Consider the following 19,345-nt stretch of genomic DNA (forward strand, 5'->3'; position numbering starts at 1 on the left):
GATCAAACTCTCCGTTGAAGTAAAACAAAAACAGACACAACCACAACCACCGGAAATAACGGACGGCCAGGCTGCACAAAATTTGAAACCAGCTGTAAAAAACCAGCCCCGCACCACGAAGGTGACACAGGACCAGCCAAAACAACCAATCCATATAAATAAATCGGTATCAACAAACTTGGCACACTATTGAGTTCTCAAACAACAGACACAATCCGAGTACTTCCCGGAACAAATTCAATTGAATTCGATGTTCCGCATTTCCTCGCTGCGATGTTTCTACTTTATTTCATTCATTTCCACTTTGCAAATCCAGAATTTCTCCGGAAATTCACCCAAGTGAATCGAATTTCCCCGCAGAGTCTAGAAATCATCCGATTCCCAGACTTTTGGTCCGAATCGGATTTATTCACATTCCATGGGATTTTGTCGCAATTTATCCGCTTCAGCGGCAGCGACTCAGAAAACGATACACGCTCCCCCGGAGCCGCGCAAGTCGGCCCGGAGGAGCGTGCAATAGAAGGCGTCAGACGGTCACTTCGACGGTGGCCAGGTTCTTCTTTCCGCGGCGCAACAACAGGTACCGGCCGTGAAGCAGTTCCGCCTGGTCGATCACGGCGTCCGGATCGGTCACCTTGCTGTTGTTCACGTAGGCGCCGCCCTCCCCCACCGTGCGGCGGGCAGCAGACTTGCTCTCGGACAGTCCGGAAGCAACCAGGAGGTCAACGATGCCCAGGCCATCCGCGCCGATCGAGGCAGACGGCAGCTCAGCCGTTGCGGACGCCAAGGTCATTTCGTCCAGAACCGAGAGATCGCCGTTGCCGAACAGCGCAGCCGAAGCAGCGATCACTTTCTCCGTCGCATCGACTCCGTGCACCAGCGAGGTAACTTCGTAGGCGAGCCTGCGCTGGCCCTCGCGGGCGAACGGGCGCTCGGCAACAGCGGTTCCGAGTTCCTCGATCTCGGCGCGGCTCAGGAAAGTGAAGACCTTGAGGCGGTCAAGGACGTCGGCATCCGCGGTGTTGAGCCAGAACTGGTAGAAGGCGTAGGGGCTGCACATGTGGGCGTCCAGCCAAATGGCGTTGCCTTCGCTCTTACCGAACTTCGTTCCGTCCGAGTTGGTGATGAGCGGCGTGCCCAAGGCATGGACAACCTTCCCATCGACCTTGCGGATGAGCTCCGTGCCGCTCGTGAGGTTGCCCCACTGGTCCGAACCGCCGGTCTGCAGCACGCAATCGTAGTCGCGGTTGAGCTGGAGGTAATCCATGCCCTGCAGGATCTGGTAGCTGAACTCGGTGTAGCTGATGCCCTCATCGGAGCTGAGGCGGGAGGCAACGGCATCCTTGCGGAGCATGGTGCCCACGCGGAAGTGCTTGCCGATTTCGCGCAGGAAATCGATGGCACTCAAGGGCGCGGTCCAGTCAAGGTTGTTCACCATGCGTGCCGCATTGTCACCCTCGAAGCTGAGGAAGCGGCGCACCTGGGCCTGAAGGTAGCCAACCCACTCCGAAACGGTGTCCTTGGTGTTCAAGGTGCGTTCCGCCGTCGGACGCGGATCGCCGATCAGGCCGGTGGAGCCGCCCACCAGGCCGAGCGGCTTGTGGCCGGCCAACTGCAGGCGGCGCATGAGCAGGAGCTGGACAAGGTTGCCAAGGTGCAGGGACGGAGCCGTGGGATCGAAGCCACAGTAATACGTGATCGGGTCCCCGCCGAGCAGCTTTTCCAATTCCGTTTCATCAGTGGAAACGTGGATAAGGCCGCGCCATTTGAGCTCTTGCCAGATATTGGCAAAGCTCGGGTCGTTGTGCTGGGACTCGAGGTTGTTTACGTGTGACACGAGTTCTAAGTTAGCAGGATTGCGGTCGGGCTTGCTTGCGTGCCTCAGCGCCCGATGCCCGCAGGCAACGGTGCGGCGGTAATGAGGCGCAGCCGCTGCGTCGGACGGGTCATCGCGACGTAGAGATCGCCCACCTTCCCATGCTCGTGGTTCAGCATGGCAGCAGGCTCAAGAACAACGACGCCATCGAACTCCAAGCCCTTGGCTTCCTTGGGGCTGATGACCACGATGTCCTGGGAGTAGCTGCCCGCTCCGGTGCCCACACGGTGGCCATAGACACCACGAAGGGCGGCTGCGGCTTGCGGCAACAGGGCGCCGTCGGCAATCACGGCGAGGAGGCCGCCGTCGATCGCTTCCAGTTCTTCCGGAAGGATTTCGACGAGCCTGTCCACTATCCCGGCTTTGTCCACGCGGTCGACGATGGGCGACCATTTGCCCTCACGGACGGCCTTCGGAGCCGAAACAACCAGCCCCGCGCGGTTCGCCATGCGGACCGCCGCTTCGGCGATCTGCGAGGGGGTGCGGTAGTTGACGGTGAGTTCTTCGAGCTGCCAGCGGTCCCCGAACGACGGCGCGAGGGCACTTTGCCACGAATTCGCACCGGCAGAGGAACTCGTCTGGGCGATGTCCCCGACGATGGTGAAGGACTTCAACGGGCAGCGGCGGACCAAAAGCCGCCATTGCATGGGCGAGAGTTCCTGGGCTTCGTCCACCACGATGTGTCCGAACGCCCACGAACGGTCGCTCGTAGCTCGCTCTGCCGCGGTCAGTCGCGTTTCGCGTTCCTGGTTCTGGTCCGCAAGTTCCTCGGCCGTCATCAACACGTCGACGCCCATCGCCTCCATGTTGACAAGGGTCTGCTTGGCGTTGGCGATGTCGCGGGCACGGTCGTGCTCTTGCTGTGCCAGTCCCCTGCCGGCGGCAGGATCCAGCTCGCCCAGGAGCTCAGCGGCCTCGTCGAGCAGCGGAACATCGGCTTCCGTCCACGGCGCATCCGCGGGACGAAGCAGGAGGGCGCGCTGCGCCGGCGTGAGGTGCGGAGTGCAGGCTTCCAGGATCGCGGGCTTGCTGAAGAGCTCGGAAACGAGCTTCTCGGGCGTCATAGGCATCCAGCACAGGTTCAGGACGATCCTGACATCGCGCGCCGAGCGGACGTCTTCGGCGAGGTAGGAACGGTCGGCATTGTTGCCGATGTTCGATTCCTCGACGATCTCCGTCAGCTGCTCGGTGAGCTCGCGGAGCAGGATCTTCACGAACGTGACCCGCGCTTCGTTGTGCGGCTTGCCGGTGGCGCGCGCCCTGTCCCGGGCGCGCCGGACTTGCCGCACGGACAGCGTGAGCTTGCGGGAATCGACCTCGAGGATGCGGTCCTCGGCGGGAGTCCGCTGCCGGTTGGCCACGGCATTGGCAATGACCTCCGCCATGTTCAGCTTGCCCTTGAGCGCCGCGACGTCGGGATCCGCTTCCGGGACGGCATGGATACCGGGCATGAGGCGGCCCAGGCTCGCCATGACGACGCCGGTCTCGCCGAGGGAAGGCAGGACCCGCTCGATGTAGTGCATGAACGACGACGAAGGTCCAACGAGCAGCACGCCCGCTGACTTCAGGCGGTCACGGTGGGTGTACAGCAGGTAGGCGGCGCGGTGGAGCGCGACGGCCGTCTTGCCGGTACCGGGACCGCCCTGGACAACCAAGGCACCCGACATGGACGAACGGATGATCCGGTCCTGCTCGGACTGGATGGTGCCGACGATGTCCGACATGCGGCCGGTGCGCTTGGAATTCAGGGCCGCGAGGAGTGCGCCCTCACCTTGGAGCGAGGCGTTGTCCGCCAGCATGCTGGCATCGAGGACATCGTCTTCGATCGCCTTGACCTCGCGGCCTTGCAGGATCAGGTGGCGACGACGGCGGACGCCCTGCCGGTCGAACGCTGTCGCCTGGTAGAAGTGGCCGGCTTCCGGGGCGCGCCAGTCGACCATCAGCCGCTGGAGATCCGCCGTGGACAGTCCGATGCGGCCGATGTATTGCGCCTCTCCGGAGTCCAGGTCGAGCCGTCCGAACACGAGACGGTCGTCGACGGCGTCGAGCTGGGCGAGGCGGTCCTCGTACAGTGCCGCGAAGGCGTCCCTTTCCGAAACGTTCTGCATGGTGCCGACCGCTCCGGCGCGCCGGACCTGCGCCAGTTGTTGGCGCTTTTCCTCCCGCAGCTCATCCAGGCGCGAGTAGAGACCGGCCACGTACTCCCGCTCGTGGATCAAATCAGCGTCGTGCATCGAAACGTTCCCCTATCGAAAAAGACGGACCGTCCATTCTACAGCGGTTTTGCTTGACGTGCGTGAAACTGCCCGCACGCCGGTGCGTCACTCAATGTTCACCCGGCGCTAACCTCGTGAGCTTTTCCATCCGTACCCAGTGGTGCTTCAATGCTGCAATGCAGCACGACGTTGCCCTGACCCGACACGGCATCAGCCTTGTCCCGCTCTCCCCCGCACATGCCGGTCCGCTCTTCGATTTCGTGGACTCCGGGATGTGGTCCGGCATGGCCGCCGACCAGCCTTTGAGCGCCGCGGAACTGGCCGGACTTTTCGCGGCCCGCCTCGAAGATCCGGCAACCTTACCGTTCGCCGTCGTCGAGCAACGGACGGGAGCCCTCCTTGGAACCTCCTCCCTGTGCGAGTACAGTCCCCGCCAACAGCGGCTGGAAATCGGCGGCACTTTCTACGGGCGGCCGTTCTGGGGCAGTCACGTCAATCCGGCCGCGAAGCAACTGCTGCTGGCCTACTCCTTCGATGTCCTGGACGTCCACCGGGTTGCCTTCCGCTGCGATGCCCGCAATACGCGCAGCGCCTCGGCAATTCAGCGTCTCGGGGCCAGCTACGAGGGCACGCTGCGCGGGCACCGCTTCGCTCCTGACGGCGGCCGTTGCGACACCGCCGTTTTCTCGATCCTGCGCGACGAATGGCCCCAGGTACGTGAGTCGCTGCTCGGCCGCCTGGCGCCCTTCGAAGTGCCCGACAACCACTGTGCGTATGTCGCCGAACCGGCCAGGACCGAACACGCCGCTTGAGGGATTCCTCCGGGGCTTCTGCACCGCCTCCTACATAGGCTTCCCGACGGCGCGGCTCCGGCCCGGCTTGTAGCGGGACACCGTGGGGTCCCCGGAAAGCCAAAACCGCCACGGGTAGTCGGCGGAACCGCCGTCGCCGGATACTCCGACGCGGAGACCGCTCGCGACTGCCGAGGGCGCCGCCGGCGCGACCGGAAGTTCGAGGCCGAACGGTTCAGCCAGGGCATCGCGGCCGCTGTCCGCCGTGGTCAGCCCCATTGCGGAGGCAAGCCGGGCGGGCCCGCTGGCGAGGTCGGTCAGCGACTTCGACGCCGGACGGCGGGACTGTGCCAGGGCCTGCCCGGCCACGACCTCCCCTGCACGCAACAGCAGCGCGGACGCAACGCCGTCGGGACCGCAGACAATGTTGGCGCAATAGTGCATGCCATACGTGAAGTAGACGTACAGGTGCCCTGCCGGGCCGAACATGGGTGCGTTCCGGGGCGTGGGGCCGCCGAAGGTATGGGATCCAGGATCGGGTTGGGCCGAGCCCCGCGGACCCAGATACGCTTCCACCTCACTGAGCCGGACGGATACCGTGCCCTCAGGAGTCCGGTGGCTCAGCACGGCGCCAAGGAGCAAAAGGGCAACGTCGCGCGGATCTCCGGAAAGAATGGCCCGGATGGCCTCCGGGGATGCGCCTTGCGTTGTCATGCCCAGACCCTAGCAAATCCGCGGCCCGGATCCGCCGCCGGCAATGTCCGATTTCCGCTAGGAGGAGCCTGCCGATGCTGAAAGGATGAAGCCATGGACTTTTGGCAACGCTACCGTGCCATCGATGCGCGGGATCCCCGGTTCGACGGCCAGTTCTTCACCGCCGTCCGCTCGACGGGCATCTACTGCCGGCCGTCGTGCCCGGCCCGGACACCCAAGGCCGAAAACGTGACTTTCTACGAAACCTCGGCCGCCGCGCACGAGGCCGGGTACAGGGCGTGCAAACGCTGTCTTCCGGAGGCGGTTCCGGGCACGCCGGCGTGGAACCTGCGCTCGGACGTCGCCGGGAGGGCGATGCGGCTCATCAACGACGGCGCGCTCTCCCGGGTCGGCGTCGAAGGACTCGCCTCCAGGCTGGGCTACTCTTCCCGCCAGCTCAACAGGATCCTCAGCCATGAACTCGGCGCCGGTCCGCTGTCCTTGGCGCGGGCCAGCCGTGCGCAGACCGCCAGGACGCTCTTGGTCTCCACCTCGATGAAACTCTCGGACGTTGCGTTCGCGGCCGGGTTCAACAGTGTCCGGCAGTTCAACGACACCATCAATGAGGTCTTCGCCCTGACTCCCACAGCGCTCCGGGCCACCGCGAAGCCTCCTAGCCATCAAGGCAGGCAAAGCGAGGCCACCTCCCTGACCCTCAACCTGCCATACCGGGAGCCTTTCGATACGGGGATTTTCGATTTCCTCGCGGCCCGCGCGGTTCCCGGCGTCGAGCTGGCGAGCGCAAGCAGTTATACGCGAACCCTCCGCTTGCCCCGTGGCAATGCGGTGTTCACGGTGGATTACGACGCCGGGGCGCGCGGCGGCGCGCTGACCCTCGCCGTCAGTACCCTGGATCTTCACGATCTTCCCGTGCTCGTCAGCCGGGTGCGGCGATTGTTCGATCTCGACGCCGATCCCGTCGCAATCGACGAGGCGTTGGCCGCCGATGCCAGGCTCGGTCCGCCAGTCCGCGATACGCCCGGGATCAGGGTCCCGGGCGCAGTGGATCCCCAGGAACTCCTCGTCCGCGCAATGATCGGCCAGCAAATCACGGTAGCCGCAGCCCGCACGGCGTTGACCCAGCTTTCCGACGCAGGAACCCGCCTGCCGGAAGGGCCCAGTGGACGCGCACCGGGCCTGGATCGCCTCTTTCCCACGGCAGAGGAGATCGCCCGCTCGGGCCGGGAACTGCTGAAGGGTCCGCAGCGCCGCATAGATTCCGTGCTGGCCGCGGCGGCAGCCATGGCCGGCGGGGAGCTCGACTTCGACTATGGCGACGACCCCCATACTCTGGCTGACAAACTGTTGCCGCTGCCCGGCGTCGGACCCTGGACCGTGGGCTATGTGGCGATGAGGGTGATCGGCGACCCGGACGTCTTCCTCGCCAACGATGCGGCGGCCCGGAACGGTCTCAAGAATCTGGCGGCCGCGGAAGGCCTGCCTGCCGACTTCCGCAACGTGAGCCCGTGGCGTTCCTACGCCACGATGCACTTGTGGCGGGCAGCGGCAAACAAACGCGCAAGCGTTAGTGCGCCGCGGGAACGCTCGATGGCCACGGGAGAAGTTCCGGCAGGTCAACGCCGTCCGCGTCGGCAGAGGCCCGCAGGCTCCCCAGGTTAGGCGTCCGGCCAGCGAGCCAGGCTGCGATATCCGTGATCATTCCGTTGATGGCGACAGACTGCCGTCCCGAGCCGATGACCAGCTGCGGGAGACCCAGTGGCTGAAGCACGAGCTTCTGGTCGGCCGGGACACGGGCCGAGAGGAAATCGAAGAGATGCTCGCAGAATTGCCGGCTCCATGTCTCCGGGCCGCGGCCGACTCCCAGATCCGAGACATGGATGACCAGTTCGCGCCAGAGCGCCAGGCCGCCGTCGAGCACTGTTCCATTCCGGAAGCTGATCCGGGTGTTCCAGCCGGACTCCACGAGTCCGTCGAAGGCCCTCAGTGCCCGCGAGAGGGCAGCTTCCGTAGCGGCACGGTGTTCAGCGAGGCTGTGGCTCGCCGCCAGCTCGATGGCCTTCGTACGGCCCTCGTAGCCGCCGTCGTAGAGGTCGATGGTCTCGCCGCGGGCTGCGTATTCCAGCTGGCGGGCCATGGCGTTGGAGATGCCGGCAATGTGGGCCAGCACGTGGCCGCGGGTCCACCCGGGCAGCTCGGAGGGAGCTGCGACATCGGCCTCGTCGAGCTTGGCGACAACGTCGGTGACAGTTCCGGCGGCTTTGTGGAGCTCGGCAAGAAGCGCTGAGGTAGTGATCTCGGTCATAGCGCCATAGTATCCGACAGGGTTAACGACCGTTAACGGACAACGCTCGCTCAGCTATGGCTGGAAAACCTCCAACGCTCCTGCAGCTACTGCAGGAGCGTTGTCGGAAAACGGCCCAAAGGTGAGCAAGCGTTGGCCGGAAACGGCCCAAAGGTGAGCGAGCGTTGGTGTCTAGGCCGCGTACTTCCGTACCGCTGCGAGTTCTGCTTCGAGGGCAAGCAGTTGGCGCTCGACGGCGGCCGGGGCCGTTCCGCCCTGGGAGTTGCGGCTGTTGAGCGAACCTTCGGTGCTGAGGACGCTGCGGACCTCGGGGGTCAGGTGCGCCGAAATGCCCGCGTACTCTTCGTCCGTGAGGTCCCAGAGTTCAACGCTGCGTCCTTCGGCCAGTTTCACCGCGGCACCGGAGAGCTCGTGTGCCTCCCGGAACGGCACACCCTGGCGGACCAGCCACTCGGCGATGTCCGTGGCAAGCGCGAAGCCCTGCGGCGCCAGGGATGCCATGCGCCCGGTGTTGAAGGTGAGCGTGGCAATCATGCCGGACACGGCCGGGAGCAGCACTTCCAAGGTGTCCGCGGCGTCGAAAACCGGTTCCTTGTCTTCCTGCAGATCGCGGTTGTAAGCGAGCGGCAGGCCCTTGAGCGTTGCCAACAGCCCGGCCAGGTTGCCAATGAGGCGCCCTGCCTTGCCGCGGGCGAGTTCGGCGACATCCGGGTTCTTCTTCTGCGGCATGATCGAAGACCCCGTGGAGTACGAATCATGGAGCGTCACGAAGGAGAACTCCTTGGTGGCCCACAGGATGATTTCCTCGGAGACCCGCGACAGGTCGATGCCGATCATCGAGCAGATCCATGCGAACTCGGCGAAGACATCCCGCGAGGCGGTGCCGTCGATCGAGTTGTGGACCGCCGAGAAGAACCCGAGATCGGCGGCGACTGCCTCAGGGTCCAGGCCGAGCGAGGAACCGGCCAAAGCACCGGAACCGTACGGCGAGACACCGGCGCGCTTGTCCCAGTCCTGGAACCGCTGCACGTCGCGCAACAGTGCCCAGGCGTGGGCCAGCAGGTGGTGGCTCAACAGGACAGGCTGGGCATGCTGCAGGTGCGTCCGTCCAGGCATGGCAACGCCCTGGTGGGCCTTGGCCTGATCAACGAGGGCGTCGATCGTGGCAAGCACACCGCGGGCGATGATGCGGGCGTGGTCGCGCAGGAACATCCGGCCCAGCGTGGCCACCTGGTCGTTGCGCGAACGCCCGGCCCGGAGCTTGCCGCCCAACTGGGTTCCCGCGCGCTCAATGAGCCCTCGTTCGAGGGAACCGTGCACGTCCTCATCGCTCTCGGCAGGCTGGTAGGCGCCGCTCGCGACGTCGTCATCCAGCAGGGTGAGCGCCGCGAGCATGCCTTCGAGTTCGCCGTCGTCGAGCAGACCGGCCTTGTGCAGCACGCGCGCGTGCGCCTTGGAGCCGGCGATGTCGTAGCGGGCCAGCCGCCAGTCGAAGTGCGTGGACTTGCTCAGCGCGGCAAGCGCGTCCGCGGGGCCGCCGGCGAACCGGCCGCCCCACAGCGCGCCGGTATTCGTTGCTTCCGATTTTGGCTCAGCCATAGGGGCTACTTTCCTGCAACCCGCAGGTCGCGGCCTGCGGCGACCTTGGAGGACATTCCCCACAGCTCAATGAAGCCCTTGGCCTGCGACTGGTCGAAGGTGTCGCCGGTGTCGTAGGTGGCGAGGTCGAAGTCGTAGAGCGAGGTGTCGGAGCGGCGGCCGTTGACGATGGCCTGGCCGCCATGAAGGACCATGCGGATGTCGCCGGACACGTACTTCTGGGTGTCCTCGATGAAAGCGTCCAGGGAGCGCTTGAGCGGGGAGAACCACTGGCCGTCGTAGACCAGCTCGGACCACCGCTGGCCGACGGTGGCCTTGAAGCGCGCCTGCTCGCGCTCGATGGTGACATCCTCGAGGTGCTTGTGGGCGGTGATGAGGGCCATGGCGCCGGGAGCTTCGTAGATCTCGCGGGACTTGATGCCGACCAGGCGGTCCTCGACGACGTCGATGCGGCCAACGCCCTGGGCGCCGGCGCGGCGGTTCAGTTCCTGGATGACCTGCAGCGGAGTGCGCTTGACACCGTCGACGGCCACCGGGATGCCGGCTTCGAAGGTAATGGTGACTTCGTCCGGTGCCGGCGGGAATTCCGGAGTGGCCGTGTAGTCGTAGATGTCCTTGGTGGGAGCGTTCCAGATGTCCTCGAGGTAGCCGGTTTCGACGGCGCGTCCCCAGACGTTCTGGTCGATCGAGTACGGGTTCTTCTTGGTGGTCTCGATCGGCAGTCCCTTTTCCTCGGCGAAGGCAATGGCCTTGTCGCGGGTCAGGGCGAGGTCGCGGACGGGTGCGATGCACTTCAAGTCAGGGCCAAGCGTCTGGATGCCGACCTCGAAGCGGACCTGGTCGTTGCCCTTGCCCGTGCAACCGTGCGCAACGGTGGTGGCACCGAATTCGCGGGCGGCCTTGACGAGGTGCTTGACGATCACGGGGCGTGAGATCGCCGAAACCAGCGGGTAGTGGCCCTGGTAGAGGGCGTTGGCCTTCAGCGTGGGCATGGCGTATTCGTTGGCGAATTCGTCGCGGGCGTCGGCCACGTAGGCCTCGACGGCGCCGCAGCCGAGGGCACGCTGGCGGATGGTCTCCAGCGACTCGCCGCCCTGTCCGACGTCGACGGCCACGGCGATGACCTCGGCACCGGTGGCTTCACCGATCCAGCCGATGGCTACGGAAGTATCAAGGCCACCGGAGTAGGCCAGAACAATGCGCTCAGTCACGAGAGTGCTCCTTTGTTGTTGCTTGGTTCTTTTGAGTCGAATGCTTGGGTCGGGCCGAAGGCCCGGGTGGAACAGATCAGTTCCCCGGTCCGGCTTCCTGGGCCAGCTGAAGGAATCTGGCTGCCAGTTCGGCGCCGCCGTCCGGATCCCTGGCAACCAAAAGCAAGGTGTCGTCGCCTGCGATCGTACCCAATACAGACGGCATCACCGAGTGGTCGATTGCCAGGGCGAGGAAGTTGGCGGCACCTGGCGGTGTCCGCAGCACCACGATGTTGCCCGAAGCCTCCGCGGTGACCAGCAGCTCGCCGCAGAGGCGCGACAAGCGCGCGTCCAGGATTTCCTGGGTGACACCGCTCTTTGCATTGCGGTCACCACCCTCGCCGGGCACCGCGTACACCAGGGCACCGTCCTTGCCGCGCACCCGGACGGCCCCGAGTTCCACCAGGTCCCTGGACAGGGTCGCCTGGGTGACCTGCACGCCGTCGTCCGCCAACAAGGCTGCGAGCTCAGCCTGCGAGCGCACCGATTGGCCGGTCAGGATCGCGGTGATCCGTGCCTGCCGGGCGGTCTTCGTGGCGGGGCTGGCGCCTTGTGACGCAGGATGGGTGGACACTAGAACGTGCTCTCGCCAGTGCCTTCAACGGGGGAAAGGCCGTCGACGAAGGCGAGTCCCGACTTGTGCATCAGCCACGCCATGAGCGCCTTCTGCGCGTGCAAGCGGTTCTCGGCCTCGTCCCAGACAATGGACTGCGGCCCGTCGATCACGCCGGCGGAGATTTCGTAGCCGCGGTAGGCGGGCAGGCAGTGGAGCACGACGGCGTCCGGCGCGGCGTGCGCCATGGCCGCCTCGTCCACGGAGTACTCGCGGAAGAGCTGCATGCGCGCGTCTTTTTCGGCTTCCTGGCCCATGGACACCCAGGTATCGGTCGCGACGACGTCGGCACCGTCGAGGGCTTCCGTGGCGTCGGTGGTGATCAGCACGGAACCGCCGGTCTCGGCGGCGCGCTCCTCCGCAGCTGCAACGATCCCGGCGGCCGGCAGGTAGCCTTCCGGGCCCGAGATCCTGACGTGCATGCCCGCCGTGACGCCTGCCAGCAGGTAGGAGTTGGCCATGTTGTTCGCGGCGTCGCCCAGGTAAGCCATCGTCAGGCCCTTGAGTTCGCCTTTGTGCTCTTTGACCGCCAGGAGGTCTGCCAGAAGCTGGCAGGGGTGGTAGTCATCGCACAGGGCGTTGATGACGGGAACCCTGGAGTTTTCGGCCATGGCTACGAGGCCGGAGTGCGCCGAGGTGCGCCACACGATAGTGGAGACCATGCGTTCGAGGACCTTGGCCGTGTCTTCCACGGATTCCTTGTGCCCGATCTGCGCCTCGCCGGGATTGATGATGAGCGCGTTGCCGCCCATGTCGGCAATGCCGGTTGCGAAGGAAACGCGGGTACGGGTGGACGTCTTGTCGAAGATGACCGCGACGGTCTTGCGCCCGTTGCCGTCCGCTGCGAATGGTTGGACGCTGTACGGGGCGGCCTTCATCCGGACGGCGAGGTCAAGCACTTCGGCTTGCTCGGCCGGGGTGAGATCCGTGTCCTTGAGGAAGTGACGTGTGGTGGTGTTCACTGTGCGTCCTTAGCGGTCGGGGATGCAGCGGTCGGGGATGCAGCGGCCAGGGGTGCAGCCGCCTTGATGATGCCCGGCAGCGCGTCGAGGAAACTGTCGGCCTGCTCAGTGGTGAGGATGAGCGGCGGAGCCAGCCGGATGGTGCGCGGGCCGGGGCTGTTGATGATGAAGCCTGCGTCGAGCGCGGCGGTCACCATGGCGGGCGCGATGTCGGCGTCAACGTCGAAACCGATCAGGAGGCCTTCGCCCCGCACTTCGGTGACGGCGTCGACGTCGGACAGGCCGGCCCGCAGCCGGGCGCCGACGGCGAGCACATTCGCGAGCACGCCCTGGTTTTCGATGGCATGCAAGGTGGCGAGGGCGGCGGCCGTTGCCACCGGGTTCCCGCCGAACGTGGTGCCGTGCTGGCCCGCGGTCAGGAGCGACGACGTCGGCTCGCCGAAGGTGATGAGCGCGCCGACCGGGAAGCCGCCGCCCAGGCCCTTCGCGAGGGTCACGGCGTCGGGGACGATTCCGGCGTCTTCGCTGGCCAACCATTTGCCGGTCCGGCCGATGCCGGTCTGGACCTCGTCCAGGATCAGCAGCGCCCCGGCCGCGGTGGTGGCTTCGCGGGCCGCCCGCAAGTACTCGACACTGAGCGGGCGGACGCCGGCTTCGCCCTGGATGGGCTCGAGGAACACTGCGGCCGTGGTTTCGTCGACGGCGGCACGGAGGGCCTCGATGTCGCCGAACGGGATGTGGACTACACCGCCGGGCAATGGCTCGAACGGCGCCCGGTACGCTTCCTTGGCGGTCAAGGCGAGCGCACCCATCGTGCGGCCGTGGAAGGCACCTTCAAGGGCGATGATCTTCGTGCGCTTGGCTGACTTGGCACCGGCGGGGGCTTCGCTGTTGCGCCGCGCCAGTTTGAACGCGGCCTCGTTGGCTTCCGTGCCGGAGTTGGCGAAGAACACCTTGGATCCGGCAGGAGCCTTGGTGATGGCCAGCAGTTTCTCGGCGAGCGCGATCTGCGTGGGGCTCGTGAAGAAATTGGAGACGTGGCCCAGGGTGGCCAGCTGGCTTGCGATCACCGAGGTGACGAACGGGTGGGCATGGCCCAGGGCGTTCACGGCAATGCCGCCCAGGAGGTCCAGGTATTCCTTGCCGTCGGCGTCCCACACCAGGGCCCCTGCCCCACGGACCAGGACCCGCTGCGGGGTGCCGAAGACCCCCATGAGCGAAGAAGAGTAGCGGGCCAGCCAGTCGGCTCCGCTACTCACCCCTGTCATGGCGGAAGCTTTGGTGGCCGATCCGGCGATGGGGGCCCGGGTGTGGTCGGGCACCGCGGAGCGGGCGGGGCTCCTATCGCCGGTCGGGCTCAGGCCAACGGTTTCGTTCATGAGTTCACTTCCTCGTCGGGGACAACCTGGGTTCCGATGCCCGCGGTCGTAAAGGTTTCCAGGAGCATGGAGTGCGGCAGGCGGCCGTCCACAATGTGGGCCCGCTCCACTCCTTCGTCGATGGCCTTCAAACAGGCGGCCATTTTCGGGATCATGCCGGACTCGAGGCGCGGCAACATCTCCCGCAACTCCGTGGCCGTCAGCGAGGAGATGAGCGAGGACTTGTCCGGCCAGTTGGCGTAGAGGCCCTCGACGTCGGTGAGGATGACGAGCTTGGATGCGCCCAGCGCCGAGGCGACCGCCGCTGCAGCGGTGTCCGCGTTGACGTTGAGGACCTGCCCCGTGGTGGAGCCCGTGCCGTCCCCTTCGTCAATGATCTCGGGGGCGACCGTGGAAATCACAGGGATGCGGCCGGCGTCGAGGATGTCCTCGATACCCGTGGGATCAACACCCACCACTTCGCCAACCAGGCCGAGGTCCACTTCTTCCCCGTCCACCACGGTGCCGGTGCGCACGGCACGCAGGAGTCCGCCGTCCTCACCGGACATGCCCACGGCATAGGGGCCGTGGGAGTTGATGAGGCCCACGAGTTCGCGGCCCACTTGTCCGGTGAGCACCATGCGGACCACGTCCATGGCTTCGGGGGTGGTGACGCGCAGGCCGCCCTTGAATTCGGATTCGATGCCCAGCCGGCCGAGCATCGAATTGATCTGCGGTCCACCCCCATGCACTACGACAGGGTGGATACCCACGTGGTGCAGGAAGACGATGTCCTCGGCGAAGGCGCGTCGGAGTTCCTCGTTGACCATGGCGTTGCCGCCGTACTTGATCACCATGGTGGTGCCCGCGAAGCGCTGGATCCACGGCAGCGCCTCGATCAGGGTTGCGGCCTTGTCCTGGGCATCGCTCATCGACGTATTTTCGCGGGTGTGCGCAGTCATGCTCATCCCCGCCTAGCTCGAGTAGGCGCTGTTCTCATGCACGTACTCGTGCGTGAGGTCGTTGGTCCAGATGGTGGCCTCGGCGTCGCCGGCCTGCAGGTCGATTTCCACGAGAACCTCGCGGGGCTCGAGATCAACCAGGCTTCGGTCCTCGCCGATGCTGCCGTTGCGGCAGATCTGGATGCCGTTCATCGAGACGTTGAGCTGGTCCGGTTCGAAGACGGCGTCCGTGGTGCCCACCGCGGACAGGACCCGGCCCCAGTTCGGGTCCTTGCCGAAGATGGCGGTCTTGAAGAGGTTGGAGCGGGCCACGGCGCGGCTGACGATTTCGGCGTCGCGTTCGCTCGCCGCGTTGAACGTACGGATGGCGATGTCGTGGCTTGCGCCTTCGGCGTCGCCGATCAGCTTGCGGGCAAGCTCGGCACACACCTGGGTGATTCCGGCGCCAAGCTGTTCGGCGGACGGGATGGCATCGGAGGCCCCGGAGGCCAGCAGGACAACCGTGTCGTTGGTGGACATGCAACCGTCCGAGTCCGTGCGGTCGAAGGTGACGCGCGCGGCGTCGCGGAGCACGACGTCGAGCTCTTCCGCGGGGACCTGGGCATCAGTGGTGAGCACCACCAGCATGGTTGCCAGCCCCGGCGCCAGCATGCCGGCGCCCTTCGCGATGCCCCCGACCGTGAACGTGTTGCCTGTGGCATCGGTACCGGTGAAGACTGCTTCTTTCGCCACGCTGTCCGTGGTCATGATCGCCGTGGCTGCGGCGGGACCGCCGTTCTCGGAGAGCTCCGCGAACGCTGTATCGATGCCTGGGATGATTTTGTCCATGGGCAGTTGCTCGCCGATGAGTCCGGTGGAGCAGACCACGACGTCGGACGCAGAGATCCCGAGGACGGCCGCCACTTTCTCGGCGGTCGCGTGCGTATTCTGGAAGCCCTGCGGACCGGTGCAGGCGTTGGCCCCGCCGGAATTGAGCACCACTGCGTCGACGCGCCCGTCCGAGAGAACCTGGCGGGACCAGTGCACGGGAGCCGCGGCGACGCGGTTGGAGGTGAAAACGGCTGCTGCGGCTTTCAGGGGGCCGTCGTTGACAACCAGGGCGAGATCGGGATTGCCCGATGCCTTGATGCCGGCTTTGACGCCGACGGCCCGGAATCCCTGGGGGGCGGTGATGGTCACGGGGCGACTCCTTGGACGTTGAGGCCGGCGGATTCGTCCAGGCCGAGGGCAATATTCATGGACTGCACGGCGCCGCCGGCGGTCCCTTTGGTCAGGTTGTCGATGGCGCACGTGACAACCACGCGGCCGGAATGCTCGTCGAAGGCCAACTGCATGACGGCGTGGTTGGAACCCTGCACCGATTTGGTGGCGGGCCACTGGCCTTCGGGCAACAAGTGGACGAACGGTTCGTCGTCGTACGCTTCAGCCCAGGCATTGCGGAGTTCGGCAGCGGTGACGCCGGCTTTGACCTTGGCTGTCGCCGTGCTCAGGATGCCGCGGCTCATGGGCGCGAGGGTGGGAGTGAAAGACACGGTGACCGGTTCACCGGCGGCGTTGGAAAGTCCTTGTTCTATCTCGGGGGTGTGGCGGTGTCCGCCGCCCACGCCGTAAGGACTCATGGAGCCCATGACCTCGGAACCGATGAGGTTCACCTTGGCCGCCTTGCCGGCGCCCGAGGTACCGGAGGCTGAAACAATCACGACGTCGTCCGGCTGGAGGAGCTTGCGGGCGAAGCCGGGCGTGAGGGCGAGGAGGGCCGACGTCGGGTAGCAGCCGGGCACGGCAATCCGCTTCGCACCCTTGAGCGCGTCGCGCTGGCCGGGGAGTTCCGGCAGCCCGTAAGGCCAGGTCCCGGCATGGGCGGAGCCGTAGAACTTTTCCCACGCAGCGGGGTCTTCGAGGCGGTGGTCCGCGCCGGCGTCGATCACCAGCGTGCCTTCCGGCAACTGTGCTGCGATCCCAGCTGAGGCTCCGTGCGGAAGCGCCAGGAACACCACGTCATGGCCGGCGAGGTTTTCCACGCTGGTGTCCTCGAGAATCCGGCCGGCCAAACCATGGAGATGCGGCTGCAACTCCCCTAGTCTGGAACCGGCGTTGCTGTGCGCTGTGATGGCACCGATGGTGACGTCCGGATGCCCTGCCAGAAGGCGCAGCACCTCTCCCCCGGCGTAGCCGCTGGCACCGGAGACGGCAACAGAAATAGTCATGGCAAGACTATACAGCAAAACTATTCATGGTTGCCGATATTTATGCATGCCAGTTTCGATGCCCGGCCGATGCCCCCATCGTCCCGGCACAGCCGACCAGAGGGCGTATGCTAAATAGAGGGTGATCTAGACCGTGCAGCCGATCGTCGGCTGCAGCGTTGCCCGTTATTTATTACGGGGCAACTGCATATGTCACTGACCTCCACCACGGAACGTCCTCATAAGGGCGTCCGGCAACCGAACGCCGTCGTGCTCAGCTATTCCGAACTCCTCAAGACTGTCCGGGCGGAAGGGCTTTTGAAGCGCCGCGTCGGCTTCTACATCAGCGTTTTTGCGTCCTTGGTCCTCTTGCTGACCGGAACCTGGTTCGGCTTCGCGCTGATCGGCCCCAGCTGGTACCAGCTTCTCATCGCCGCTGCCCTGGGCATCCTTTGTACCCAGTTGAGCTTCCTGGCCCATGAGGCCGGCCACCGCCAGATTTTTGCCTCCCGCAGGGCCAATGACTGGTCCGCGCGCCTCCTGGCCACTTCGGTTGCCGGTATCAGCTACTCCTGGTGGGAACAGAAGCACGGCGCGCACCACAACAACCCGAACGTCATTTCCAAGGACCCGGACATCAAGACCGGAGCCCTGGCCTTCCACGTTGAAGCCGCCGCGGGCAGGCAGGGACGCTTCGCGTTCCTCACGCGCAGGCAAGGCTGGTTCTTCTTCCCGCTCCTCATGCTGCTGGGCATCAGCCTGCAGTGGGAGTCCTTGATGTACATCCTGCGGCCCGGAGCCATCAAGCACCGCTGGGTGGAGACTCCCATCCTTCTGGCACGGCTTCTCGCGCTTCCGGTCCTTGCCTTCACCTTCCTGCCGCTTGGCATGGCATTTGCCTTCCTCGGCGTCCAGATCATGGTGTTCGGCTTCTACATGGGCGCTTCCTTCGCCCCGAACCACAAGGGCATGCCGGTTCTGCCCACCGACGCGCGCGTCGATTTCCTGCGTCGCCAGATTCTGACTGCCAGGAACATCTCCGGCGGACCCTTCATGAACATCCTCCTGGGCGGCCTCAACCACCAGGCGGAACACCACCTCTTCCCCGACATGGCCCGTCCCCACTTGCGCCGCGCCTCTGAGATCGTTCGAAGCTACTGCGAAAAGCACTCCATTGCCTACACCGAAACCACGTTGATGCAGTCGTACGCCATCGTCGTACGCTACCTCAATGAGGTAGGGCTCGCCGCCGGCCGCGGCTTTGACTGCCCTGTTGCTTCCGCGCACGGCAGGGGCTGACACGCCCGAAGACCACCGGGACACATTACGGCGAACCACGGCCCCAAGCCGCTGACTGGACACTCGACGGACTCCGCTCCCTAGGATGGGTGTGTGAATGCGGGCACGAAAGTGCCTCGACGGAGAAGGAGACCCATGACGCAAGCGATCATTGCCCGGCAAGCCGGAGGACCCGAAGTCCTCGAACTCTCCGAGGCCGAAGTTCCGGCCCCGGGCCCGCGCCAGCTCCTCGTCAAAGTCGCAGCCGCCGGGGTGAATTTCATTGACACTTACCAGCGCAGCGGCCTCTACAAGGTCGAGTATCCGTTCACCCCCGGCTCCGAGTCGGCAGGCACCGTGGAGGCCATTGGCGCAGGCGTCGAGGACTTCGCCGTCGGGGACAGGGTCGCCACCGCTGAAGGATCCCGCAGCTACGCCGGCTACACCCTCGTCGACGCCGACAAAGCGCTTCCGGTGCCGGACGGCGTCGACGACCACACGGCAGCAGCCCTCCCGTTGCAGGGAATGACTGCGCACTACCTGATCAACTCTTCCTTTCGCGTGGAACCGGGCCACACCGTCCTGACCCATGCCGGCGCCGGCGGCGTGGGTCTCATCCTGACGCAGCTGCTCAAGGCCCGGGGCGCCCGGGTCATCACCACAGTCTCCTCGGACGAGAAGGAAGCCCTTGCACGGGAAGCCGGGGCGGACGAGGTCCTGCGCTACACCGGATTTGCGGACAAGGTCCGCGAGCTCACCGACGGCGCAGGCGTCAACGTGGTGTACGACGGCGTCGGCAAGGACACCTTCGACGGTTCCCTTGCGAGCCTGCGCATCCGCGGCTCGCTCGTCCTTTTCGGGGCAGCATCCGGACCGGTGCCTCCGTTTGACCCCCAGCGCCTGAACGCGGGCGGATCGTTGTCCCTGACACGCCCGACGCTTGGCCACTTCCTGCAGAACCCGCAAGAGCGGCGCTGGCGATCGGCCGAAGTCTTCGGTGCTGCCGCGAGCGGCGCGCTCAAAGTCCGGATTGGCGCAGCGTACCCGCTCGCCGAAGCCGCCCAGTCCCATCGCGACCTGGAAGCCCGCAAGACGACGGGCAAGCTACTGTTGGTCCCATAAACGCAAGCAACGGCCACGCGACCGCTGACACTTTTTGTTCACCTCTATGCGAGAAGCTTCGAACGTGACCCAGGAACATGAAATCCCGGCGGACAGCCTGGAACTCCACAGGGTGC

Annotated in this window: 17 protein-coding genes; 5 read left to right on the forward strand and 12 right to left on the reverse strand. The window is 65.5% G+C overall.

Features of this window, described 5'->3' with window-relative positions; genetic code table 11:
* The coding region (locus AB0323_RS05340) for a hypothetical protein (RefSeq protein WP_366176414.1) at positions 1–193 on the forward strand (193 nt) is incomplete at its 5' end.
* 333 nt (positions 194–526) lie between these two features.
* On the opposite strand, the gene tyrS is transcribed toward AB0323_RS05340, so the two are convergent.
* Positions 527–1,837: a tyrosine--tRNA ligase gene (gene tyrS, locus AB0323_RS05345; protein ID WP_366176415.1), complete on the reverse strand. Its 1,311-nt coding sequence runs from the start codon at positions 1,835–1,837 to the stop codon at positions 527–529.
* A gap of 44 nt (positions 1,838–1,881) precedes the next feature.
* The gene (locus tag AB0323_RS05350) at positions 1,882–4,110 is read right to left on the reverse strand and encodes an AAA family ATPase (RefSeq protein ID WP_366176416.1); all 2,229 of its coding nucleotides are present in this window, start codon (positions 4,108–4,110) and stop codon (positions 1,882–1,884) included.
* A gap of 158 nt (positions 4,111–4,268) precedes the next feature.
* On the opposite strand from AB0323_RS05350, the gene AB0323_RS05355 reads away from it, so the two are divergent.
* A complete protein-coding gene (locus tag AB0323_RS05355) occupies positions 4,269–4,904 on the forward strand; it encodes a GNAT family protein (RefSeq protein ID WP_366176417.1) in 636 nt (211 codons plus the stop codon).
* A 30-nt stretch (positions 4,905–4,934) separates the two neighbouring features.
* Here the strand turns inward: AB0323_RS05355 and AB0323_RS05360 are convergent, their stop codons facing one another.
* Positions 4,935–5,597, reverse strand: coding sequence for a DNA-3-methyladenine glycosylase (locus AB0323_RS05360; protein WP_366176418.1), 663 nt, complete (start codon positions 5,595–5,597; stop codon positions 4,935–4,937).
* Between the two features lie 93 nt (positions 5,598–5,690).
* Between AB0323_RS05360 and AB0323_RS05365 the strand changes: the two genes are divergently transcribed.
* The gene (locus AB0323_RS05365; protein ID WP_366176419.1) at positions 5,691–7,256 is read left to right on the forward strand and encodes an AlkA N-terminal domain-containing protein; all 1,566 of its coding nucleotides are present in this window, start codon (positions 5,691–5,693) and stop codon (positions 7,254–7,256) included.
* Here AB0323_RS05365 and AB0323_RS05370 read toward each other — a convergent pair.
* From AB0323_RS05370 to argC, 9 genes are all read right to left on the reverse strand, one after another.
* Complete coding sequence (locus AB0323_RS05370; RefSeq protein WP_366176420.1) at positions 7,162–7,899, reverse strand: maleylpyruvate isomerase family mycothiol-dependent enzyme; 738 nt, start codon at positions 7,897–7,899, stop codon at positions 7,162–7,164. The genes AB0323_RS05365 and AB0323_RS05370 overlap by 95 nt on opposite strands.
* Before the next feature lie 171 nt (positions 7,900–8,070).
* Positions 8,071–9,498: an argininosuccinate lyase gene (gene argH / locus AB0323_RS05375; RefSeq protein ID WP_366176421.1), complete on the reverse strand. Its 1,428-nt coding sequence runs from the start codon at positions 9,496–9,498 to the stop codon at positions 8,071–8,073.
* 5 nt (positions 9,499–9,503) lie between these two features.
* Positions 9,504–10,709, reverse strand: a complete 1,206-nt coding sequence (locus AB0323_RS05380) for an argininosuccinate synthase (protein WP_364531576.1) — start codon at positions 10,707–10,709, stop codon at positions 9,504–9,506.
* 76 nt (positions 10,710–10,785) lie between these two features.
* A complete protein-coding gene (locus AB0323_RS05385) occupies positions 10,786–11,322 on the reverse strand; it encodes an arginine repressor (protein WP_078105637.1) in 537 nt (178 codons plus the stop codon).
* Positions 11,322–12,323, reverse strand: a complete 1,002-nt coding sequence (gene argF / locus AB0323_RS05390; RefSeq protein ID WP_366176422.1) for an ornithine carbamoyltransferase — start codon at positions 12,321–12,323, stop codon at positions 11,322–11,324. The genes AB0323_RS05385 and argF overlap by 1 nt, the downstream gene beginning before the upstream one ends.
* The gene (locus tag AB0323_RS05395) at positions 12,320–13,591 is read right to left on the reverse strand and encodes an acetylornithine transaminase (protein ID WP_366176570.1); all 1,272 of its coding nucleotides are present in this window, start codon (positions 13,589–13,591) and stop codon (positions 12,320–12,322) included. The genes argF and AB0323_RS05395 overlap by 4 nt, the downstream gene beginning before the upstream one ends.
* Positions 13,592–13,698: 107 nt before the next feature.
* The gene (argB, locus tag AB0323_RS05400) at positions 13,699–14,643 is read right to left on the reverse strand and encodes an acetylglutamate kinase (protein ID WP_364531585.1); all 945 of its coding nucleotides are present in this window, start codon (positions 14,641–14,643) and stop codon (positions 13,699–13,701) included.
* A 12-nt stretch (positions 14,644–14,655) separates the two neighbouring features.
* A complete protein-coding gene (argJ, locus tag AB0323_RS05405; protein ID WP_366176423.1) occupies positions 14,656–15,822 on the reverse strand; it encodes a bifunctional glutamate N-acetyltransferase/amino-acid acetyltransferase ArgJ in 1,167 nt (388 codons plus the stop codon).
* Complete coding sequence (gene argC, locus AB0323_RS05410) at positions 15,819–16,850, reverse strand: N-acetyl-gamma-glutamyl-phosphate reductase (RefSeq protein ID WP_366176424.1); 1,032 nt, start codon at positions 16,848–16,850, stop codon at positions 15,819–15,821. The genes argJ and argC overlap by 4 nt, the downstream gene beginning before the upstream one ends.
* Positions 16,851–17,039: 189 nt before the next feature.
* Here argC and AB0323_RS05415 point away from each other — a divergent pair, with 189 nt between their 5' ends.
* Complete coding sequence (locus AB0323_RS05415) at positions 17,040–18,128, forward strand: acyl-CoA desaturase (RefSeq protein WP_366176425.1); 1,089 nt, start codon at positions 17,040–17,042, stop codon at positions 18,126–18,128.
* Between the two features lie 135 nt (positions 18,129–18,263).
* Positions 18,264–19,229 carry a quinone oxidoreductase gene (locus tag AB0323_RS05420; RefSeq protein ID WP_366176426.1) on the forward strand — a complete coding sequence of 322 codons (966 nt, stop codon included), beginning with the start codon at positions 18,264–18,266 and terminating at the stop codon, positions 19,227–19,229.
* Positions 19,230–19,345: the final 116 nt, after the last annotated feature.

This window comes from Arthrobacter sp. NPDC080031 (genome assembly GCF_040702485.1).
Lineage (GTDB): Bacteria > Actinomycetota > Actinomycetes > Actinomycetales > Micrococcaceae > Arthrobacter.